The organism is Mycobacterium shunyiense, from assembly GCF_058270075.1.
The window spans coordinates 61,463-80,104 of sequence record NZ_JBZDPU010000025.1; the positions used below are offsets into that span (position 1 = coordinate 61,463).

Here is an 18,642-nt window from a genome sequence, read left to right on the forward strand (position 1 = left end):
GCCAATGGCAACAGAAGTCTGCGGCGCGTAGCTAGACCCGCCAAGACCTACTACCGTCTCGGATATGCGGGTGGCCATGATGACTCGGGAATATCCACCCGAGGTGTACGGCGGTGCCGGTGTGCATGTGACCGAACTCGTCGCCCAGTTGCGTCAGCTTTGCGACGTCGACGTGCACTGCATGGGCGCCCCGCGTGACGGCGCCTTCGTGGCGCAGCCCGATCCCGCGCTGCGTGGTGCCAACCCGGCTCTGTCGACGCTGTCCGCGGATCTCAACATGGTCAACTCGGCCGCCGCCGCGACAGTGGTGCACTCGCACACCTGGTACGCCGGAATGGCCGGGCACCTGACCGGGCTGCTCTACGGCATCCCGCACGTGCTGACCGCGCATTCCCTCGAGCCGCTGCGTCCGTGGAAGGCCGAGCAACTCGGCGGGGGCTACCGGGTGTCGTCCTGGGTGGAGCGGACCGCGATCGAGGCCGCCGACGCGGTCATCGCGGTGAGTTCCGGCATGCGCCACGACGTGCTGCGCACCTATCCGGCACTCGACCCCGGCCGGGTCCACGTGGTGCGCAACGGGATCGACACCGACGTCTGGTACCCGACTCCGCCTGCCGACACCGACTCGGTGCTCGCCGAGCTCGGGGTCGACCTGGGCCGACCGATCGTGGCGTTCGTCGGGCGCATCACCCGTCAGAAGGGTGTGGCCCACCTGGTGGCCGCGGCCCATCGGTTCAGCCCCGAGGTGCAGCTGGTGTTGTGTGCCGGCGCCCCCGACACCCCCGAGATCGCCGCCGAGGTGTCCTCAGCGGTGGCCGAGCTGGCCCGTGCCCGCACCGGCGTGTTCTGGGTGCGCGAGATGCTGCCGATCAACAAGATTCGCGAAATACTTTCCGCTGCAACAGTTTTCGTATGCCCTTCGGTGTATGAGCCGTTGGGTATCGTGAACCTGGAAGCGATGGCGTGTTCGACGCCGGTCGTCGCGTCCGACGTCGGAGGCATCCCCGAGGTGGTCGCCGACCGGCAGACCGGGCTGCTCGTGCACTACGACGCCAGCGATCCACGCTTCTTCGAGATGCGTCTGGCCGATGCGGTCAACTCACTCGTGGCGGAGCCGGAAACCGCCCGAAAGTACGGCGAGGCCGGGCGCCAGCGCTGCATCGCCGAGTTCTCCTGGGCGCACATCGCTGAACAGACCCTGGAGATATACCGCAAGGTGTCCGCCTGAGCGGACACCTTGCGAGCCGATCAGCTGGTGACGGCCTTGAGTTCGTCGCCCAGCGCAGCGGCCTCGTCGGGAGTCAGTTCGACAACGAGGCGCCCACCGCCTTCCAGCGGTACTCGCATAACGATTCCTCGCCCCTCTTTGGTTGCTTCCAGTGGACCGTCACCGGTCCGGGGCTTCATCGCCGCCATCGAGTGCTCCCTCCAACAGTGCCGACCCGTGTCAGCGGGCCAGGTTGGGGCCGAAGCCGCCCACTCGTTGGCGGCACCCGGCGTTGAACTGCTACTGAACTAGCCCTATTGTTCCTTATCCGCGGCTGTGCTTGTGCAAAGACCCGTCGGATACCGACCTAAGGCATGTTTTACCGGTCACAATTACTGCGCCGGGACCCAGCAGGTCGCGACATGGTCGTCGACCATCCCGGTGGCCTGCATCAACGCATATGCCGTGGTCGGGCCGACGAATTTGAAGCCCCGCCGCTTGAGTTCCTTGGCCATCGCGGTCGATTCCGGGGTCACGGCAGGCACTTGGGCCAGGTCAGCGGGCCGCGGCCGGGCCGGGGGCGCGAACGACCACAACAGCTCGCCGAGGTCTACGTCGAGCTCGGTGACAGCCTTTGCATTGGCGATGGTCGCGACGATCTTGGCCCGGTTGCGCACGATCCCCGCGTCGGCCATCAACCGCTCGACGTCGTCGTCGGTGTACCTCGCGACGGCGTCCGCATCGAACCCGTCGAACGCGGCCCGGAAATTCTCCCGCTTGCGCAGGATCGTCAGCCAGCTCAACCCGCTCTGGAATGCCTCCAGGCTGATCCGCTCGAACAGCGCACCAGAATCCCGCAGCGGGCGACCCCACTCGGTGTCGTGATAGTCGCGGTAGAGGGTGTCTCCCGCAGCTGAGCTGCTGGCTGAGACTGCCCAGCCGCAGCGGGTCTTGCCGTCGTCGGTCATGACTCGTCCGAGGTGCGGACCTCGCCTGCGGTGGCCGACACTTCTTCCTCGTCGTCGGCAACCTCGTCGAAGTCGTCGGGCACACCGTACGCAGCGCGCACCGCTGCCAGCTCCCCGCGCACCGCGTCGAGTTCGCGGCCCAGCCGATCGAGCACCCAGTCCACTTCGCTGGTCTTGTATCCACGGACGGCCTGGGCGAACTTGAGCGCATCCACATCGGCACCCGTGACGCCCGAGGCCGGCAGGACCGTGGCGGTGGTGCCCCGTGGCAGCGGCGGCAGCGTCTCACCGCGGCCGAAGATGACGCTGCCCAGCCCGAACAGCACCGTGGCCACCAGAACCAGCACCACGAGGTACAGCAGTATCAGTGTCACTGCAAACACCACGCAATCACGTAGGAATTCGAGTCCATCAGGGTCCACTATCCACGACAGCACCGACGAGACCTGGCGCCACACCACCGGCCGGTGGTTACGTGGGCAGAAGATGCCGAATCGTCCCAGGAAGGTGGATCAGAATGCCTGGCAACCCAACGCCTGCAACTGCCCTGCTCATGGCTGGAGCCGCGACTGCGATGGCCGCGGTGGTCGCTTGTGGCGGAGGCCAAGCGCCGACGACAGCCAATCCGGACAAGCAGGACGGGACCAGCGCGGCGCCGGCCCCCACCCAGTCCCCGCCGCAGGCGACCGCGAAGGGCAACACCGCTCTGCTGGCGGCAGCGGAGACGGCGCGAGGCACTGTTCCCGGCAGCACCGTGTCCTCCATCGAGACCGAGCGCGACGACACGCAATGGGAGGTTCAGGTCATCACGACCGATGGCGTCGAGCACGAGGTCGAGGTCTCCGCCGATGGCACCCAAGTTCTGAGCGGCCCGCTCGCCAAGCCGGAGGACGCCAAGGACACAGCCAAACACCGCAGCCGCATCCAGGCCGCCAAGCTCGACTTCCGCGCAGCTGTCGACGCTGTCGCCAAGGCCGTCGACGGCCGGATCACCGAATTGAACCTGGACGACCGCGACGGCACCACGGTGTGGGAGGCGGACGTCGTCGATCCCGCGAACACCCTTCACGAAGTCAGCGTCGACGCCGCTACCGGTTCCGTCGTGGCCCGGAACTGAAGGCCGACCGTCAGCGCGGGCGCAGGGTGACCATGGGCGGGCGGTCGGCCAGGGACACCGAAGACACCCGCGGGGTGAAGTCGTCGCCGTCGGCGTAGAACTGCGTCAGCCCCACCCCCGAATCGGCGATCCCGCACCGCGACAGCAAGGTCGCGATGACCTGTCGGCTCATCGAGGCGAGCTCGGTCAGCGGCCGGTTCCGATGCGCCCGGACGCCGAGGTTCACCTGGGCAATGGCATCGAGGCCGAGTCGGTCGTAGGTGTCGACCAGCAGGCCGATCTCCACGCCGTAGCCGGGCGCGAACGGCACCGAGGTCAGCAGTTCGCGGGTGCCCGCGTATTCGCCGCCCAGCGGCTGCAACACGCAGTTCAACTCGGGACGCAACGAGGCCAGCAGCGGGCGGGCCACCAACTCGGTGACCCGGCCGCCACCGTTCGCGTCCTCGGCGCCGCTCACCTTGAGCGGCCGCCGGTAGAACCCCTTGACGAGGTGCACCCCGTCGGCGGTGAGCAGCGGGCCCAGCAGCTTGGGCACGAACATCGGGTCGGGATCGATCAGGTCGGAGTCGACGAAGGCGATGATGTCGCCCGTCGTGGCGGCCAGCGACCGCCACAGCACTTCGCCCTTGCCCGGTTGCGGCGCGATCTCGGGCAGCGCCACCTCGCGGCTGACCACCCGGGCCCCGGCGGCGACGGCGCGGATCTCGGTGTCGTCGGTGGACCCCGAATCGAGCACGATCAGCTCGTCGACCAGCCCGCCGAGCAACGGGGTGATGGTCTCGACGACGGACGCGACGGTTTCTTCCTCATTGAGGGCAGGCAGAACCACCGAGACCGTGCGGCCCGCCTTGGCGGCCTCCAGCTCTTCGATGGTCCAGCTCGGCCGGTTCCAGCTGTGGTCGGTCAGCCAGCGGTGGCCGACGACTCCGTCGGCGACGGACAGATCAGGCAGAGCGGTCATGCCAACCCCCTCACTGTTCGTGCGGGTGCCCGCACTCCCTGGATCGACGCGACCATCTCCAGCACGCGCCGTGTGGGTCCGACCTCGTGTACCCGGAACATCGCGGCTCCATCCGCGGCGGCGAGTGCCGTCGCGGCCAGGGTGCCCTCCAGGCGTTCGGTCAGATCCACACCCAGAGTCTCCCCGACAAAATCCTTGTTGCTCAGCGCCATCAGGACTGGCCATCCGGTCTTAACAAGATCTTTTACGTGACGCAACAAACTAAGACCGTGATGAGTGTTTTTACCGAAATCATGGGTGGGGTCGATCAGTATCCGGTCGCGTGGCACACCCGTTGCTACCGCCCGCTCGGCCGCCGCGGTCACCTCGGCGATGACGTCGTCGACGACGCCGCGTTCGGTGATCCCGTAGTTCACCCGGAACGGCCGGGTGCGCGGCACCGCGCCGCCGGTGTGTGAGCAGACCAGGCCGGCGCCGAACTCGGCGGCCACCTCGGGCAGCCCTGGATCCGCACCTGCCCAGGTGTCGTTGATCAGATCGGCCCCAGCCGCGCAGGCCTGCTTGGCCACGGCGGCGCGCCAGGTGTCGACGCTGATCAACTGGTCGGGGTAGGTGGTGCGCAGCCATTCGATGAACGGCACGACGCGGGCGATCTCCTCTTCGGCGTCGACCATGCTGCCGGGGCCTGCTTTGACGCCGCCCACGTCGATCACGTCGGCACCGTCGTCGATCGCGCGCTGGGCAGCGGCCTTGGCCGCGTCGTCGGTGAAGGTGGCGCCGCGGTCGTAGAAGGAGTCCGGGGTCCGGTTGACGATCGCCATGATCAGGGCACGGTCAGCCGCGACCGGGCGCCCGCAGAACGTCGTCAACACGCCTCCATAGTGCCCGGTGGCTCAACCGCAGCAGTATTCGCGCCAGCTTCCGCGTCGTTTTCTACCTGTCGGTCGTCGCCGGACGCGATCGACGACCCAGGCGTGGAAATCCGCGCGGAGCTGCAGGCGCCCGCCTACTTCGGCCGCTTACCGGCCGTCACTTCGTCGGGGTATTCCGGGTAGAAGGGCACGTAGCCCTCCTCGCGGCCGGCCAGCACGTACAGCGGATCCTCGATGTCGGATCCATACCCCTGCTTGCGCAGGTCGACCTTCTGGCTCTTGAAGGTCGAGGTGTGCGCCAGTTCGGTGACGACGCGGACGAACAGCGGCACGGCGTAGGCCGGCAGGTGCGCGTAGAACGCGTCGGCCAGCTCCTTGCCTGCGAATTCCTTGCCGCCCTTGAGCTGCACAGCGGCCATCCCGGCGCGACCACCGGCGCCGGGCACCTCGACGCCGAACACGGTGCACTCCTCGATCAGCGGATGGCTCGCAACAGCCGCCTCCACCTCGGTGGTGGCCACGTTCTCGCCCTTCCACCGGAACGTGTCGCCGAGCCGGTCGGCGAACGCGGCGTGGCCCAGCCCCTGGGAACGCATCAGGTCGCCGGTGTTGAACCAGACGTCGCCTTCCTTGAAGGCGTTGCGCACCAGCTTCTTCTCGCTGGCGGCCTCGTCGGTGTAACCGTCGAACGGCTGCAGCGCGTTGATCTTGGAGAGCATCAGGCCGGGCTCGCCGCGCTTGACCTTGCGCAGCCGGCCGTCGGCGCCACGGGCCGGTTCGCCACTGTCGGCGTCGTATTCGACGAAGGCGACGGGACTCGGGCAGATGCCGGTGGACTTCGACACGTTGAAGACGTTGACGAAGGCGGTGTTGCCCTCGCTGGCGGCGTAGAACTCGCAGACGCGCGGGATGCCGAAGCGCTGGGTGAACTCGTCCCAGATGGCCGGGCGCAGCCCGTTGCCGACGATCACGCGGACCTTGTGTGCCCGGTCGGTCGGTTTGGGCGGCTGGTTGAGCAGATAGCCGCAGATCTCACCGATGTAGACGAAGGCGGTCGCGTCGTAGGCGATGACCTCGTCCCAGAACCGGGATGCCGAGAACGACTTGCCCAGGGCCAGGGCGGCACCCGAGTTCAGTGCCGAACCGACCGAGACCGTCAGGGCGTTGTTGTGATAGAGCGGCAGGCAGCAGTACAGGGTGTCGTTGCTGTGCAGCCGAAGCCCGAGGCCACCGAATCCGGCCAGGGCACGCAGCCAGCGGTAGTGCGTCATGACGCTGGCCTTGGGCATGCCGGTGGTGCCCGAGGTGAAGATGTAGAACGCCTTGTCCTTGGCCAGGACGGCGGACGCGCTGGCCGGGTTGGTGGTCGGCGCGGTGGCCGCCAGCCGGCGCAGCTCCTCGACCGTGATCAGGCCGTTGACCTCGGCCCCGCAGTCGGTGACGTGCTCGATCAGATCGGACTCGGCCACCACGGCGGTGGCGTCGAGCAGTCCGAAGCTGTGGGCCAGCACCTTGCCGCGCTGGTGGTAGTTGAGCATGCCTGCGACAGCGCCGCACTTGACGATCGCCAGCATCAGCAGGACCGCATCGGGCGAGTTGCGCAGCATCACCCCGACGACGTCGCCGTGGCCGACACCCTTGGCGGCGAGGACTGCCGCATACCGGTTGACGGTCTCGTTGGCTTCGCGATACGTGATGCGCTCGTCGCCGAACTTGAGGAAAACCCGGTCGGCGTACTGGGCGGCACGCTCCTGGAACACCTTGCCGATCGAGGTCTTGGCGGTCGGCCGGGCCATCATTCCGGTGACTACACCTCGCACGATGACCGGCGCATCCATCAGCAGACCGGGTACCTGGCTGGCGAGGTCGAGTAGGCCGACGCTGCTCCTGGTGCCCGATTTCTGGTCGGTCATGCGGTCTCCCCCTGCGCGTTGTTATGGGTCTCGAAGTGGCTGTCGTGTGGGCAACACCATAGCCGCGCTGGTAACCGCCGTTACCGCCGGTTCTAGGTAACCGACTCGCACGCCTCGAGCGCGGCGGACACCTCGTCGACGACAATCAACCGATCCAGGGCTGCATCACTCACGTAACCCGAGGCGACGAGTCCGCGCAGCCATTTCAACAAGCCGTCGTAGTGACCGAACGGGTCGAGCAGCACCACCGGCTTCTCGTGCATCCCGAGATAGCCCGCTGTCCAGGCCTCGAAGAACTCCTCCAGCGTGCCGATGCCGCCGGGCAGCGCGATGAACGCGTCGGAGCGGTCCTCCATCTCCTTCTTGCGTTCCCGCATCGTGTCGGTGACCACCAGCTCAGCGGCGTCCACGTCGGCGAGCTCGCGGTGAACGAGCGCCTTGGGGATCACGCCGACCGTGCGACCGTTGCTCGATCGCGCCGCCCGGGCGACCGCACCCATCGCCGACACGTTGCCGCCACCGGAGACCAGCGTCCATCCGCGCTTGGCGATCGCCACCCCTACCTCACTGGCCAGGGCCAGCAGCTCGGGATGGGTGGGACCCGAGGCGCAATAGACACACACCGCAAACTCGCGGTCAGTTTCACCGGACACGCACACAACCTAGAGGGTGGTGGTGAACCGTCGATGTCGGGTGGCTGATGACAGGTCCGTTACTGATGCCTGTTGCTGATGTCCGTTGCTGATGGACTAAGCCCCGGCTCGCAGGGACACTGAGCTGAACGCGGAGGGACGATCCTGGTGACTGACGATGTCGATCAACCGACAAGGTTGAATCGCGAGTTCATCTTGGACACCGCGATCGAGCTGATCGACCGCGACGGTCTGACGAAATTGACCATGCGGCGACTGGGCACGGCGTGCGGTGTCGAAGCCATGGCGTTGTACCGCTATGTGCACAGCCGTGGCGACCTGCTGACCGGCGTGGTCGACCACATCGTGGACCGCCTGTACGCAGATCAGCTCGCCGCGCGCCGACAGGAGGACGGCTGGCAGGACTTCCTGCTGCGGCTGGGTCACGGAGTGCGCCAGATCGCCCTTGACCATCCCGACGTGTTCCCTCTGGTGGCGACCGAGGCGCCGGAGGCCCCGTGGGTGCGGCCGCCACTGCGCAGCCTGCGCTGGATGGAGACCTTTCTGGAGACGCTGATCTCCTATGGGTTCAGCGACAGCGCAGCCGTCGCCGCCTACCGGACATACACCACGTTCCTGGTGGGCCAGTTGCTGCTGGAGGTGTCTGCACGCGGTGTCGCCCTCAGCCCGGAGGAACCGACTCTCGACGCCGAGCCGCGGCCCGATACCTCGCTGGCCGACTACCCGAACTTGCGACGGTTGCAGCCGATGCTGGCGGAGGATCACAGCTCCGACGAGTTCGAGGAAGCGTTGGAAGCCCTCCTCGATCGCATCGAAACCTGGCTCGACGGGCACTGAGCAGCCTCGTTTACAACGTAAACCAAGATCGGTATGCTCGGTTTCATCGTGGAATCGAACCGGCAGGATCACGAGCTGCACTGGATGGCTCACCCCATACCCGAAGGCCTCATCGTTCAGGTCTTCGGACAGGTCGATGCCCACAACGAGCCCACGTGGGAACGCATGCTCGGTGAGTCGGCAGCCGCCGCTCCCGATGGTTCGATACTCGTCGTCGACGGCGGGTCCCTGGATTTCATGAGCTGCGGAGCACTAGTCGCCCTGGCCAAACAGGCCGTCGACAGCCGTCAGCAGGGAGTCACGGTGCGACTCGTCACCACGCTGCCGAGCATCCGACGAGTCATCGCCGGCTGCGGTATGGACGACGCGATCTCGGCGCACCCGGATGTCGAATCAGCGTTGAACGGCGGCAGCCCACCATAGGATTCGGTGGATGGCTGTCGACTGGGTGATCGCACCACGTGACCGTGTGCTCGACGGCCTGGAAGCCGGCCTGCACGAACGCTGCGGCGCGGCGCTACTCGGTCCCGCCGGAGTGGGCAAGTCGTCGGTGGCCCGCACCGCTGCTGAACATCTCACCCCGGATTTCCGTCGCGTCCTGTGGATCACCGGCACGGAATCGGCTGCGACAGTTCCCTTTGCAGCGGTCGCGCACCTGATCGACATCCCCTCGACAGGCAAGACCGCCGAGGTGATGCGCGCGGCGCGTGAGGCGCTCGGATCCGGACTGTTGGTTGTCGTGGACGACGCACATCTGCTGGATCGGTTGTCGGCGGCGCTCGTCTACCAACTCGCCGTGACCGGTGCGGCCAAACTCATCGTGACCGCATCTGCGGGGGCGCCCGACGACGTCGCGGCATTGTGGGGTGACCGGCTGGTGAACCGCGTCGAGATGTCGCCGCCGGGCCACGACGACGCCCGACTGGCCGACCAGGTGGACACGTTTCTCGCCGATCTGCCCGACGACGTGGCCGGGGTATTGCGACAACTGGCGGTGCACGATCCGCTGCCACTTGCCGATCTGGCGGCGCTGACCAGCACCGGTGCCGTGCAAGCTGCACAGGACAGCGGCGTGGTTCGCGTCGACGACGGGATGGTGCACTGTGTGCATCCGCTGTTTCTGAGCGCCATGCGTGCCACCGTCGGCGGACCCGACCTGCGGCGGTTGCGCAACGCGGTGGTCGAGAGATTGTCCGCGGCGCCGCGGCCCGGGGTCGTCGACCGGCTGCGTGTGGCGGTACTGGCCCTCGACAGCGACGTGCCCCTTCCCGCCGCGGAACTCGTCGGCGCGGCAGGCGAGGCGCTGCGATTGGGCGACCTGGAGCTGAGCGAACGGCTGGCACGGGCCGCGACAGCGTCCGGTGGCGAATTCACCGGTCTGCTGACCCTGGCGTATGCGTTGGCCTGGCAGGGCCGCGGCCGTGAGGCCGATGCCGTGTTGGGACAGATCGACCCGGCCGACCTGTCAGAGGATCAACTGATGGCGTGGGCGTTGCCGCAGGCGGCCAATCAGTTCTGGATGTTGTCAGAACCCGAACGCGCCACCGCGTTCCTGAAGGCCACCCGCCGACGGGTGTCGACGCCGAGGGCACAGACCACGCTCGACGCACTCGCAGCTACCTTTGCGATGAATGCCGGTGCGCCCCAACGGGCTTTGGGCCTGGCACTGGAGGTGCTGGCCTCCCCCGCCGCTGATGACACCGCGATCGGCTGGGCGGGGTCGACGGCTGCGCTCAGTTGCGCGCGCCTGGGCGCCTTCGACCGGGTGGACGCGATGGCTGAGCGCGCGTTGACGGCAGGGCATCCGGGCCTGTTGCGGTTCACCAGCGGGTTCGGTCAAACCACGGCGCTACTGATGACCGGACGGCTGGACCGCGCCGAGGAGCTGGCTCAGAGGATCACCGATTTCACCCAGCTGCTGCAGCCCGGTCGCGCGGTGGGCGAGGTGCTGATGGCCGACGTGTTGTTGGTGCGCGGTCAGCTCGATGAGGCGATTGCCTTGTTACGCAAGGCAACTGCCGCGTTGGCGCCGACCGGGTACTCCTGGGGTCCGCTGGCGTGGATGCTGTCGGCTCAGGCCCTCGGGCAACGGGGCATGCCGGTCGAGGCGGGAAAAGCATTGTCGCGTGCGGAATCCCGACACGGACTCAAGTCGATGTTGTTCGCGCCGGAATTGTCCCTGGCCCGCGCCTGGACGTGCTTTGCCCGCAAGGATTCGGTGGGTGCGGTGACCGCGGCGCGCGAGGCTGCCAAGGCCGCCGAGCGCGGCGAGCAATCCGCGGTGATGCTGCGGGCGTTGCACGACGGCGTGCGACTCGGCGATACGCGCGCGGTCGACGCGCTCGCTCGCGTCGAGCTGGATTGCCTGTTCGGGCAGCTGACGCTGGACCACGCGCGTGCGCTGGCCGCTGGGGACGGTGCGGCATTGGCCGACGTCGCCGAGCGGTATCGCGACGTCGGGATGGTTGCCGCGGCTGAGGATGCCTTACGCCAAGCGTCGCGTTGAGGTGAGTTCACGGATCGGATGTCTGTGACCGGACCGTAAACTTCGATCATGCCGACCGGGGAGACATCGGGGTGAGTGCGCTTGACGGGTTCTATTCGACGTGGAACAAAGCGCGGGAGACCTTCGGGGCGGGCACCCCGGACGACGGCTCGCAGTTCGACGGCAGCGCTCGCCTACGGCAGATGAAGGCCGGGGTCGAGGCGGCCGCACCCGATGCCCGTTGGCAAGGCACCGCGTCGGAGGCTTACGCGGCGGCCAACAAGAAGCACGCCGACATCTACGAGAAACTCGCAGATCTGGACCAGAAGATGGCCGCCGAAATCAAGAACGCCGCCAACATCGTCACCGCCGGCCGCGAGAGCCTCGATCGAACTCGCGACTGGGTCTCCAGCTTGGCAGCATCGGTCCCGAACAGCGAAGCCGGCAAGAAGATGCTGCTCGGCATCATCAGCAAAGGCATGGGAGACATCAGCGAGGTCATCCAAAGTTCCACAGTTGGCATGACTGAGAGCAAGGGCCGGATCGAAGCGCTCAAGGCCGGATACGACGAGCTGAAGACCCAACAGTTCGCACCCGCAGGCGGCGACGAAAACGGCAAAGAAGACACCCAGATGCTCGGCGACCAAGAAAACAAAGAGGACGGGGACGGCGAGACCAAGACAGATATGTCGTCCGGCAAGATCGCGGATATCGACGACGCCAACCGGAAACTTCTGGCCGAGATGCGCGCAGAATACGAACAACTCCCCGACGGGCAGGTGAAGACCGATCGGCTCGCCGACATCTCCGCTATCGAGGCGGCGCTCAAGGTGGGAGGGTCGCACCTGATCTATCTCGAAAAACCATCCGACCCGTCGCAGATGGTACCCGCGGCCACCTCGGTCGGGGATCCGTTCACGGCCGACCATGTGTCGGTGACAGTGCCGGGGGTAGGGGGCACCACCCGCGGGACCATTGAAGGAATGACAGGCGAGGCCGCCGTATTGCGCAACGAAGCGACGGATGTCGCCCATGCTGCCGGCACGCCGGACCGGCCGATCAGCGACAGTATTGCGACAGTAGCGTGGGTCGGCTACCAGCCCCCGCCCAATGTCGGCGACACCTCGGTGCTCTCCGACGATCTCGCCCAAGCGGGGGCACCGAAACTCACCTCGTTCCTGGGCGAATTGGATGCAGCGTCGAAGAATCCGGGCCAATCCACCGCATTGTTCGGCCATTCCTACGGTTCGTTGACGTCAGGCATCGCCATGCAGGACGGCGCCAGCCAGTACCTGGACAACGCGGTGCTCTATGGTTCGCCGGGATTTCAGGCTGACACCCCGGCGGAGCTCGGCATGAATGACGGCAACTTCTTTGTGATGGCCGCAGGCGACGACTATCTGATCAACGCGATCGGGTCTGCCGCGCCGCTGCACGGATGGGGATCAGACCCCAATGACATCATCACCAATGACGATGGCAGCCTGCGGTTCCGTTTCGAACACCTGGACACCTCGGCCGGCAATACACCGATTCCTGCCTATGAGTCCAAGATCGGCGCCTCCGGCCACTCCGAGTACGGCCGCGACGCGGGGGAACGAATGACCGGATACAACCTTGCAGCTATCCTGCTGGACCGCCCTGACCTCACGGTAAAGGAGACCCCGTTGTCATGGTCGACCGAAGGCTGATCAAACAAGCACGGCGCCGCGTGACGGCACTGACATTCCTGGTGTGTACCTCGATGGTGATAGGTGGCTGTTCCTTGACTGAGAATCCCTACGAGTCCAAGACGGTCGAAGGTGAAGAAGCGATCAAACTAATCGACACCATGCGCGCCAAGGGCTCCTACGAAGACGCCAGAGCGCGCCTCAACACCACCGCCCAGACCATCGCCGAACGCGTCGCCGCCGCCATTCCCGGCCAGACCTGGAAATTCAGTGACGACCCCGACGCCATGGAGGTCAAGGCCAGCGGACTGCCATGCACAAAACTCACCATGGACGTCGCGCGGCGCCCCTTGTCCGACATGGTCATATTCGGCCGGACGTTCACCTCCGAAGAATTCGAAATGGCCAACGACATCGTGCGCCAAGAAGCCGCCCGCGTCGGAGCGGCCGGAGAATCCTCATTGTTCAACGACGACGCCAAACGCGACTACGACGTACAAGGCAATGGCTACGAGTTCAACCTCCGACAAGGTGGCACCGCCATGCTCACCGCTACTGGAGACTGCTTCCTGATGCAATCCGTGGTTGACTTGCCGCCCGGGCAGCTGCCACCCAAATAACCCACGTGCCAGGCCCCCTGTGCCCGGACGGCCGGACCCGATCGACGAACTGCCGCACAGCATCCGCCCGCACCGACCGTAGAATGCGCAGTTAGACTCAGCGATTTTGAGGGGGCTCGATGAATCAGTTCATCGCCGACATCAGCGCCATGGGCAACTGGCAGCAGCAAATGGGTGATGTGAGCTCGGATGTCAGCAATCTTCTCGGTAGCGCCCCTGGTGCCTCCAGTCTGGCCAGCAGCCTCGGCACCATCGCACACCCGGCACTGAATGCGACGAATGGCGCACAGTCGTCGAGGGAGAGCGCGCTGGGCGCCACCCAGTTCGCCGCCGGCAGAATGTCGGAACTACTCGGCCAGGCGTCGCAGGCATATGCGCGTGGTGACCTGGCGGCCGCCGAACGACTCAAGGCCCAGGCCGACCAGATCGAGGGCAGCGGCTCCTCCGCATCCGCCGGTGGCGGTGCAAGCTCGGCCGGTGGCAGCGCCGACGGCGCAGGCCAGATGATGGGCCAATTCAGCCAGATGGCCGGGCAGATGATGCAGTCGGTCACTCAGCCACTGCAGGGCCTGACCCAGGCCGCGACGCAGGTACCGCAGCAGGTCATGCAGGGAGTGCAAAGCATCGTCGAGGCCGCCACGCAGGCAGCCGGAGGCGGCGGCGATGCTGCGGCAACGGCTGCCGATGTCGGGGGCACGGGAGCCGAGGACGCCATCAAGGCCAACGCCGCCGGCCATCAGGGCCCCGGGGACGGCCAGGGCGACAGCACTGACGGCGGCCCCGCGGATCCGCATGACGGCAAGCACGACGGAAAAGACGACAAGAACGACGCCGAGCACCGCAAACACGACGGTGAACCCGGCCATCGGGCCGAGGCCGGCGCCAGCGCCCTCGGGTACAACGAGCAGCTGGGCGACCGAGCCTCGGCCGGTGTGCGGCCGGAGGACGGCTATGGCGTCAGCACGTTGCCGGCCCAGGCCCACAACATCAACCAGCGCCGGCAGTAGCGGCCAGCTCGCCGCCATCCAGCCGCAGCCAGCGGTCGATGCCGATGGCCTCGAGAAACCGTTCGTCGTGGCTGACCACCACGAAAGCCCCCTGATAGGCGTTCAGCGCCGATTCCAGCTGACCGACGCTGACCAGGTCCAGATTGTTGGTCGGCTCATCCAGCAGCAGTAGTTGGGGTGCAGGCTCAGCGTAGAGCACGCAGGCCAGTGTCGCCCGTAGCCGCTCCCCGCCCGACAATGCCGCCACCGGCAGGTGGATGCGGTCACCGCGAAACAGGAACTGCGCCAGCAGATGCATCCGCCGAGTGTGCGCGAGACTCGGGGCAGCAGCCGCCAGACTCTCGGCCACTGTGCGGTCCTCGGGCAGCAGATCCAGGCGTTGCGACAGTGAGGCGATACGCCCGTCGGCCCGTTGCACCATCCCTGAGTCGGGCTCCAGCGCGCCGTCGATGATCCGGAGCAGGGTCGACTTGCCCGCCCCGTTGGGGCCGGTCAGGGCGATGCGCTCCGGACCGCGAATGGACAAGCCAATACCGTTGCCGGCGAACAGTTTCTGGCCGCCACGGCTGATCTGCAGCTCCTCTCCGGCGAAGACCGTACGTCCGGCAGGCACCACAGTGTCGGGCAGGTCCAGCGCGATCACCTTGTCTTCGCGCAGCATTCGTTCAGCTTCGTCGAGTCGGGTTCGCGCATCATCGACCCGCTTCGCGTGCACGTCATCGGCGCGGGCCGCCGATTCCTGCGCATCGCGTTTGAGCTTGCCGGCCACGATCTTCGGCAACCCGGCGTCCTTGACGTTGCGTGCCGCGTTCGACGAGCGTCGGGCAGCGCGCTCGCGCGCCTCCTGCATCTGTCGCTTCTCACGCTTGAGCTGTTGTTCGGCGTTTCGGATGTTGCCCTCGGCCACGGACTGCGCCGCCTCTACCGTTTCCTGGTAGGCGGTGAAATTGCCTCCGTAGAAGATGATTTCACCGCGGTACAGCTCGGCAATCTGATCCATCCGGTCCAGCAACACCCGGTCATGACTGACCACCAACAGGCAGCCGCTGTAGCTGTCGAGCGCGTCGTACAGGCGGCGCCGGGCCGCACTGTCCAGATTGTTCGTGGGCTCGTCGAGGAGCAGAACACCCGGCCGCTTCAGCAGTTGAGCCGCCAGCCCCAGGGACACCACTTCTCCGCCGGACAACGTCCCCAACTGGCGGTCCAGCGCCAGGTCGTCGAGACCGAGCCGGTCCAACTGGGCACGCGAGCGTTCCTCGATGTCCCAGTCGTCGCCGATGGTGGTGAACACCTCGTCACTGGCGTCACCGGCGGCCAAGGCGGCCAGCGCGTCGAGCACCGGGGCGATCCCCAGCACCGCAGCCACGGTGAGATCAGAAGTGAACGGCAAGCTTTGGGGCAGGTAGCCGACGGCGCCGTCAGCCGTCACCGAACCCGCCGACGGCAGGTACTCACCGGCGATCAGCTTGAGCAGCGTGCTCTTTCCGGCACCGTTGGGTGCGACCAGTCCGGTGCGGCCGGGGCCGACCGAAAACGACAGATCCGAGAACAGCTCGACGTCATCGGGCCAGGAGAACGACAAATGGGAACAGACAATAGACATGCTGGTACTCCAAGGTGATGCGGGCATAAAGGCACCGCACAGAGGGACAGGAAGACGAATCGACTCTCGGGATCACCCGGAGATATCGTCAGTTCCCAGCATGTTTTCGGCCCACCTCGGTCGACAGCAGATGCGTTACCCATAGTACGCACGCGTGCAACCGATTTAGGTTCAGAAGGTTCCGCGCAGCCGATCCAGTTGGCGCCGTTCACGTTTCGTCGGGCGACCGGCACCCCGATCGCGGACGGGCGCGGCCGCCAGGATCTCCTTGGGCGGCGGTGGCGGACTGCGGTCGATCAGGCACTCCGCTGCGATGGCGGGACCGACCCGCTTGGCGATCGGGCGGATGACCTCCACGATCCGCTCCCGCCCGTCAAGCCGGACCCGCACCTCGTCGCCCGGACTGACGTGCTGCGCCGGTTTGGCCGGCACGTTGTTGACCCGCACATGACCGCCGCGACAGGCGGCCGCCGCCGCGGACCGGGTCTTGGTGATGCGCACCGCCCAGATCCAGCTGTCGACACGGACGGTGCTCACGACAGATAGCGCCTCAGCATGTCGGTGACCGCGCTGATCTGGGCGACCTCGACGCGTTCGTCGACCTTGTGGGCCAGGTTGGGATCGCCCGGTCCGTAGTTCACGGCAGGAATCCCCAGCGCGGCGAACCGCGACACGTCGGTCCAGCCGTACTTGGCGCGGACGGCTCCCCCGGCAGCGGCCACCAGCGCGGCGGCAGCGGGTTTGGCCAGGCCCGGCAGGGCGCCCGCGGCGGCGTCGGTCAATTCGATGTCGACGTCGAGGCCGTCGAACACCTCGTGCACGTGGGCGACGGCCTGATCGACACTTCGGTCGGGAGCAAACCGGAAGTTGACGGTCACCGAGGCGGCGTCGGGGATGACGTTGCCGGCGATGCCGCCGTCGATCCGGACCGCCGACAGCCCTTCCCGATACACGCAGCCGTCGATGTCGACACTGCGGGGCTGATAGGCGGTGAGCCGGTCGAGCACCGCACCGAGTTTGTGGATCGCGTTGTCGCCCAGCCAGGAACGTGCGGAATGCGCTCGGGTGCCGGTCGCACCGACGACGACGCGGATCGTGCCCTGACAACCGGCCTCGATGTAACCGCCAGACGGTTCGCCGAGGATCGCGACGTCGGCCTGCAGCCAGTCGGGCAGCTCGCGTTCGATGCGACCCAGCCCGTTGGCGCTGGACTCGATCTCCTCGCAGTCGTACATCACCAGGGTGATGTCGTGGCTCGGCTCGGCGATGGTGGCGGCCAGGTGCAGGAACACCGCGTCACCGGATTTCATGTCCGAGGTGCCGCAGCCCCACATCTCCCCGTTCTTGATGTGGCTTGGCAGGTTGTCGGCGGCGGGCACGGTGTCGATGTGGCCGGCCAGCATCACCCGTGACGATCGGCCCAGGTTGGTGCGGGCCAGCACCGCGTCACCGTTGCGGATCACCTCGAACCACGGTGCCTGCGTACGCAGCGCGGCCTCGATCTCGTCGGCGATGAGTCGTTCATGGCGCGATTCGCTGGGGATGTCCACAAGTGCAGCGGTCAGCGCGATCGGATCAGCACGCAGGTCTAGCCCCATGGTGTCCGAGGCTAGTCCAGTAACCTTGGCCAACGTGACTGCAGCATCTGGCGTCGGCCTGGCCACCATCACCGCCGACGGGACCGTCCTGGACACCTGGTTTCCCGCCCCTGAGCTGAGCGCCTCCGGCGACGCCGGCACGGTGAAGCTCACGGGTGACGATGTCCCCGCCGAGTTCGCGGGCCTGACCGGCCCCGATGCCGACCGCGGTGTCGAGGTGGTGGCGGTGCGCACCACGATCACCGACCTCGCGGACAAGCCGGCCGACGCGCATGACGCCTACCTGCGGCTGCACCTGCTTTCACACCGGCTCGTGGCCCCGCACGGCGCCAACATGGACGGCATCTTCGGTGCGCTGGCCAATGTGGTGTGGACGAACTTCGGTCCGTGCGCGGTCGAGGGCTTCGAAACCGTGCGGGCCAAGCTGCGCCGCCGCGGTGCCGTCGCGGTCTACGGCGTAGACAAGTTCCCCCGCATGGTCGACTACGTGTTGCCGGCGGGCGTGCGGATCGCCGACGCGGACCGCGTCCGCCTGGGTGCGCACCTGGCCGCCGGGACGACCGTCATGCACGAGGGCTTCGTGAACTTCAACGCGGGCACGCTGGGCAACTCGATGGTGGAGGGCCGGATCTCGGCCGGAGTCGTGGTGGACGACGGCTCCGACATCGGTGGCGGCGCCTCGATCATGGGCACGCTGTCCGGTGGTGGCAAAGAGGTCATCAAGGTGGGCAAGCGCTGCCTGCTGGGCGCCAACGCCGGCCTGGGCATCTCGCTGGGCGATGACTGCGTGGTCGAGGCCGGGCTCTATGTCACCGGCGGCACCAAGGTGACCACCGCCGACGGGCAGACCACCAAAGCCGTCGAGCTCTCGGGCGCGAACAACCTACTGTTCCGCCGCAACTCACTCTCGGGCGCCGTCGAGGTCGTCAAGCGTGACGGCACCGGCATCACGCTCAACGAGGCGCTGCACGCCAACTAGCTTTCTTCCGCCGAACGTCGGCTTGTGTGTCACAAATCGCGGATAGGAGACACACAAGCCGGCGTCCGGGGACTCAGGCTAGGTGCAGGGGATCCCGTGCGGGCCGCCGATCCAGTGACCTGGCGGGGATTGCCAAGGGCACCACTTCTTGA

The 18,642-nt window shown here is 66.8% G+C and carries 19 protein-coding genes; 9 read left to right on the forward strand and 10 right to left on the reverse strand.

Annotation, left to right across the window (positions count from 1 at the left end; translation table 11 throughout):
- Positions 1 to 64 precede the first annotated feature (64 nt).
- Complete coding sequence (gene glgA, locus AC4ELH_RS26370) at positions 65 to 1,228, forward strand: glycogen synthase (RefSeq protein ID WP_064886270.1); 1,164 nt, start codon at positions 65 to 67, stop codon at positions 1,226 to 1,228.
- A 20-nt stretch (positions 1,229 to 1,248) separates the two neighbouring features.
- Here the strand turns inward: glgA and AC4ELH_RS26375 are convergent, their stop codons facing one another.
- From AC4ELH_RS26375 to AC4ELH_RS26385, 3 genes are all read right to left on the reverse strand, one after another.
- Entirely contained in the window at positions 1,249 to 1,416 is a 168-nt protein-coding gene (locus tag AC4ELH_RS26375) for a DUF3117 domain-containing protein (protein ID WP_003885506.1), read from the reverse strand.
- Positions 1,417 to 1,599: 183 nt separating this feature from the next.
- Positions 1,600 to 2,175: a DNA-3-methyladenine glycosylase I gene (locus tag AC4ELH_RS26380; protein WP_064960413.1), complete on the reverse strand. Its 576-nt coding sequence runs from the start codon at positions 2,173 to 2,175 to the stop codon at positions 1,600 to 1,602.
- Positions 2,172 to 2,549 (reverse strand): DivIVA domain-containing protein, encoded by a 378-nt coding sequence (locus AC4ELH_RS26385; protein ID WP_064886293.1) that lies wholly within the window; start codon positions 2,547 to 2,549, stop codon positions 2,172 to 2,174. The genes AC4ELH_RS26380 and AC4ELH_RS26385 overlap by 4 nt, the downstream gene beginning before the upstream one ends.
- Before the next feature lie 143 nt (positions 2,550 to 2,692).
- On the opposite strand from AC4ELH_RS26385, the gene AC4ELH_RS26390 reads away from it, so the two are divergent.
- Positions 2,693 to 3,292 carry a PepSY domain-containing protein gene (locus AC4ELH_RS26390; protein WP_448448492.1) on the forward strand — a complete coding sequence of 200 codons (600 nt, stop codon included), beginning with the start codon at positions 2,693 to 2,695 and terminating at the stop codon, positions 3,290 to 3,292.
- A 10-nt stretch (positions 3,293 to 3,302) separates the two neighbouring features.
- Here AC4ELH_RS26390 and AC4ELH_RS26395 read toward each other — a convergent pair whose 3' ends face one another.
- From AC4ELH_RS26395 to log, 4 genes are all read right to left on the reverse strand, one after another.
- Positions 3,303 to 4,253: a glucosyl-3-phosphoglycerate synthase gene (locus AC4ELH_RS26395; protein ID WP_064886273.1), complete on the reverse strand. Its 951-nt coding sequence runs from the start codon at positions 4,251 to 4,253 to the stop codon at positions 3,303 to 3,305.
- A complete protein-coding gene (gene folP, locus AC4ELH_RS26400; protein ID WP_082941828.1) occupies positions 4,250 to 5,074 on the reverse strand; it encodes a dihydropteroate synthase in 825 nt (274 codons plus the stop codon). Before folP ends, AC4ELH_RS26395 begins: the two co-directional genes overlap by 4 nt.
- Positions 5,075 to 5,259: 185 nt before the next feature.
- Positions 5,260 to 7,038 (reverse strand): long-chain-acyl-CoA synthetase FadD6, encoded by a 1,779-nt coding sequence (fadD6, locus tag AC4ELH_RS26405; protein ID WP_498887677.1) that lies wholly within the window; start codon positions 7,036 to 7,038, stop codon positions 5,260 to 5,262.
- Between the two features lie 92 nt (positions 7,039 to 7,130).
- Complete coding sequence (gene log / locus AC4ELH_RS26410) at positions 7,131 to 7,691, reverse strand: cytokinin riboside 5'-monophosphate phosphoribohydrolase (RefSeq protein WP_055116475.1); 561 nt, start codon at positions 7,689 to 7,691, stop codon at positions 7,131 to 7,133.
- A gap of 147 nt (positions 7,692 to 7,838) precedes the next feature.
- Here log and AC4ELH_RS26415 point away from each other — a divergent pair, with 147 nt between their 5' ends.
- The 6 genes from AC4ELH_RS26415 (at position 7,839) to AC4ELH_RS26440 (ending at position 14,310) form a co-directional block, all read left to right on the forward strand.
- Complete coding sequence (locus tag AC4ELH_RS26415; protein ID WP_448448494.1) at positions 7,839 to 8,528, forward strand: TetR/AcrR family transcriptional regulator; 690 nt, start codon at positions 7,839 to 7,841, stop codon at positions 8,526 to 8,528.
- A gap of 33 nt (positions 8,529 to 8,561) precedes the next feature.
- Positions 8,562 to 8,951 (forward strand): anti-sigma factor antagonist, encoded by a 390-nt coding sequence (locus AC4ELH_RS26420; RefSeq protein WP_448448495.1) that lies wholly within the window; start codon positions 8,562 to 8,564, stop codon positions 8,949 to 8,951.
- Positions 8,952 to 8,961: 10 nt separating this feature from the next.
- Positions 8,962 to 11,034, forward strand: coding sequence for an AAA family ATPase (locus tag AC4ELH_RS26425; RefSeq protein ID WP_448448496.1), 2,073 nt, complete (start codon positions 8,962 to 8,964; stop codon positions 11,032 to 11,034).
- Positions 11,035 to 11,216: 182 nt separating this feature from the next.
- Complete coding sequence (locus tag AC4ELH_RS26430; protein WP_498887681.1) at positions 11,217 to 12,704, forward strand: alpha/beta hydrolase; 1,488 nt, start codon at positions 11,217 to 11,219, stop codon at positions 12,702 to 12,704.
- Positions 12,686 to 13,303 (forward strand): LppA family lipoprotein, encoded by a 618-nt coding sequence (locus tag AC4ELH_RS26435; RefSeq protein ID WP_448448498.1) that lies wholly within the window; start codon positions 12,686 to 12,688, stop codon positions 13,301 to 13,303. Before AC4ELH_RS26430 ends, AC4ELH_RS26435 begins: the two co-directional genes overlap by 19 nt.
- A gap of 119 nt (positions 13,304 to 13,422) precedes the next feature.
- On the forward strand, positions 13,423 to 14,310 hold the full coding sequence (locus AC4ELH_RS26440; RefSeq protein WP_448448499.1) for a type VII secretion target: 888 nt from the start codon (positions 13,423 to 13,425) through the stop codon (positions 14,308 to 14,310).
- Here AC4ELH_RS26440 and AC4ELH_RS26445 read toward each other — a convergent pair.
- The 3 genes from AC4ELH_RS26445 to dapE form a co-directional block, all read right to left on the reverse strand.
- Positions 14,291 to 15,913, reverse strand: a complete 1,623-nt coding sequence (locus tag AC4ELH_RS26445) for an ABC-F family ATP-binding cassette domain-containing protein (protein ID WP_448448500.1) — start codon at positions 15,911 to 15,913, stop codon at positions 14,291 to 14,293. The genes AC4ELH_RS26440 and AC4ELH_RS26445 overlap by 20 nt on opposite strands.
- A 171-nt stretch (positions 15,914 to 16,084) precedes the next feature.
- The gene (locus AC4ELH_RS26450) at positions 16,085 to 16,450 is read right to left on the reverse strand and encodes an RNA-binding S4 domain-containing protein (protein ID WP_064886281.1); all 366 of its coding nucleotides are present in this window, start codon (positions 16,448 to 16,450) and stop codon (positions 16,085 to 16,087) included.
- Positions 16,447 to 17,511, reverse strand: coding sequence for a succinyl-diaminopimelate desuccinylase (gene dapE, locus AC4ELH_RS26455; RefSeq protein ID WP_498887684.1), 1,065 nt, complete (start codon positions 17,509 to 17,511; stop codon positions 16,447 to 16,449). The genes AC4ELH_RS26450 and dapE overlap by 4 nt, the downstream gene beginning before the upstream one ends.
- A gap of 25 nt (positions 17,512 to 17,536) precedes the next feature.
- On the opposite strand from dapE, the gene dapD reads away from it, so the two are divergent.
- The gene (gene dapD, locus AC4ELH_RS26460) at positions 17,537 to 18,490 is read left to right on the forward strand and encodes a 2,3,4,5-tetrahydropyridine-2,6-dicarboxylate N-succinyltransferase (protein WP_498887686.1); all 954 of its coding nucleotides are present in this window, start codon (positions 17,537 to 17,539) and stop codon (positions 18,488 to 18,490) included.
- The last annotated feature ends 152 nt before the right edge of the window (positions 18,491 to 18,642 follow it).

Excerpts from the sequence above, each read along its gene's own strand:
- glgA (WP_064886270.1), top strand. The coding sequence starts at position 65 with ATGCGGGTGGCCATGATGACTCGGGAATATCCACCCGAGGTGTACGGC.
- AC4ELH_RS26375 (WP_003885506.1), bottom strand. The coding sequence starts at position 1,416 with ATGGCGGCGATGAAGCCCCGGACCGGTGACGGTCCACTGGAAGCAACC.
- AC4ELH_RS26380 (WP_064960413.1), bottom strand. The coding sequence starts at position 2,175 with ATGACCGACGACGGCAAGACCCGCTGCGGCTGGGCAGTCTCAGCCAGC.
- AC4ELH_RS26390 (WP_448448492.1), top strand. The coding sequence starts at position 2,693 with ATGCCTGGCAACCCAACGCCTGCAACTGCCCTGCTCATGGCTGGAGCC.
- AC4ELH_RS26395 (WP_064886273.1), bottom strand. The coding sequence starts at position 4,253 with ATGACCGCTCTGCCTGATCTGTCCGTCGCCGACGGAGTCGTCGGCCAC.
- folP (WP_082941828.1), bottom strand. The coding sequence starts at position 5,074 with ATGGCGATCGTCAACCGGACCCCGGACTCCTTCTACGACCGCGGCGCC.
- fadD6 (WP_498887677.1), bottom strand. The coding sequence starts at position 7,038 with ATGACCGACCAGAAATCGGGCACCAGGAGCAGCGTCGGCCTACTCGAC.
- AC4ELH_RS26420 (WP_448448495.1), top strand. The coding sequence starts at position 8,562 with ATGCTCGGTTTCATCGTGGAATCGAACCGGCAGGATCACGAGCTGCAC.
- AC4ELH_RS26425 (WP_448448496.1), top strand. The coding sequence starts at position 8,962 with ATGGCTGTCGACTGGGTGATCGCACCACGTGACCGTGTGCTCGACGGC.
- AC4ELH_RS26430 (WP_498887681.1), top strand. The coding sequence starts at position 11,217 with ATGAAGGCCGGGGTCGAGGCGGCCGCACCCGATGCCCGTTGGCAAGGC.
- AC4ELH_RS26435 (WP_448448498.1), top strand. The coding sequence starts at position 12,686 with ATGGTCGACCGAAGGCTGATCAAACAAGCACGGCGCCGCGTGACGGCA.
- AC4ELH_RS26440 (WP_448448499.1), top strand. The coding sequence starts at position 13,423 with ATGAATCAGTTCATCGCCGACATCAGCGCCATGGGCAACTGGCAGCAG.
- AC4ELH_RS26445 (WP_448448500.1), bottom strand. The coding sequence starts at position 15,913 with ATGTCTATTGTCTGTTCCCATTTGTCGTTCTCCTGGCCCGATGACGTC.
- dapE (WP_498887684.1), bottom strand. The coding sequence starts at position 17,511 with ATGGGGCTAGACCTGCGTGCTGATCCGATCGCGCTGACCGCTGCACTT.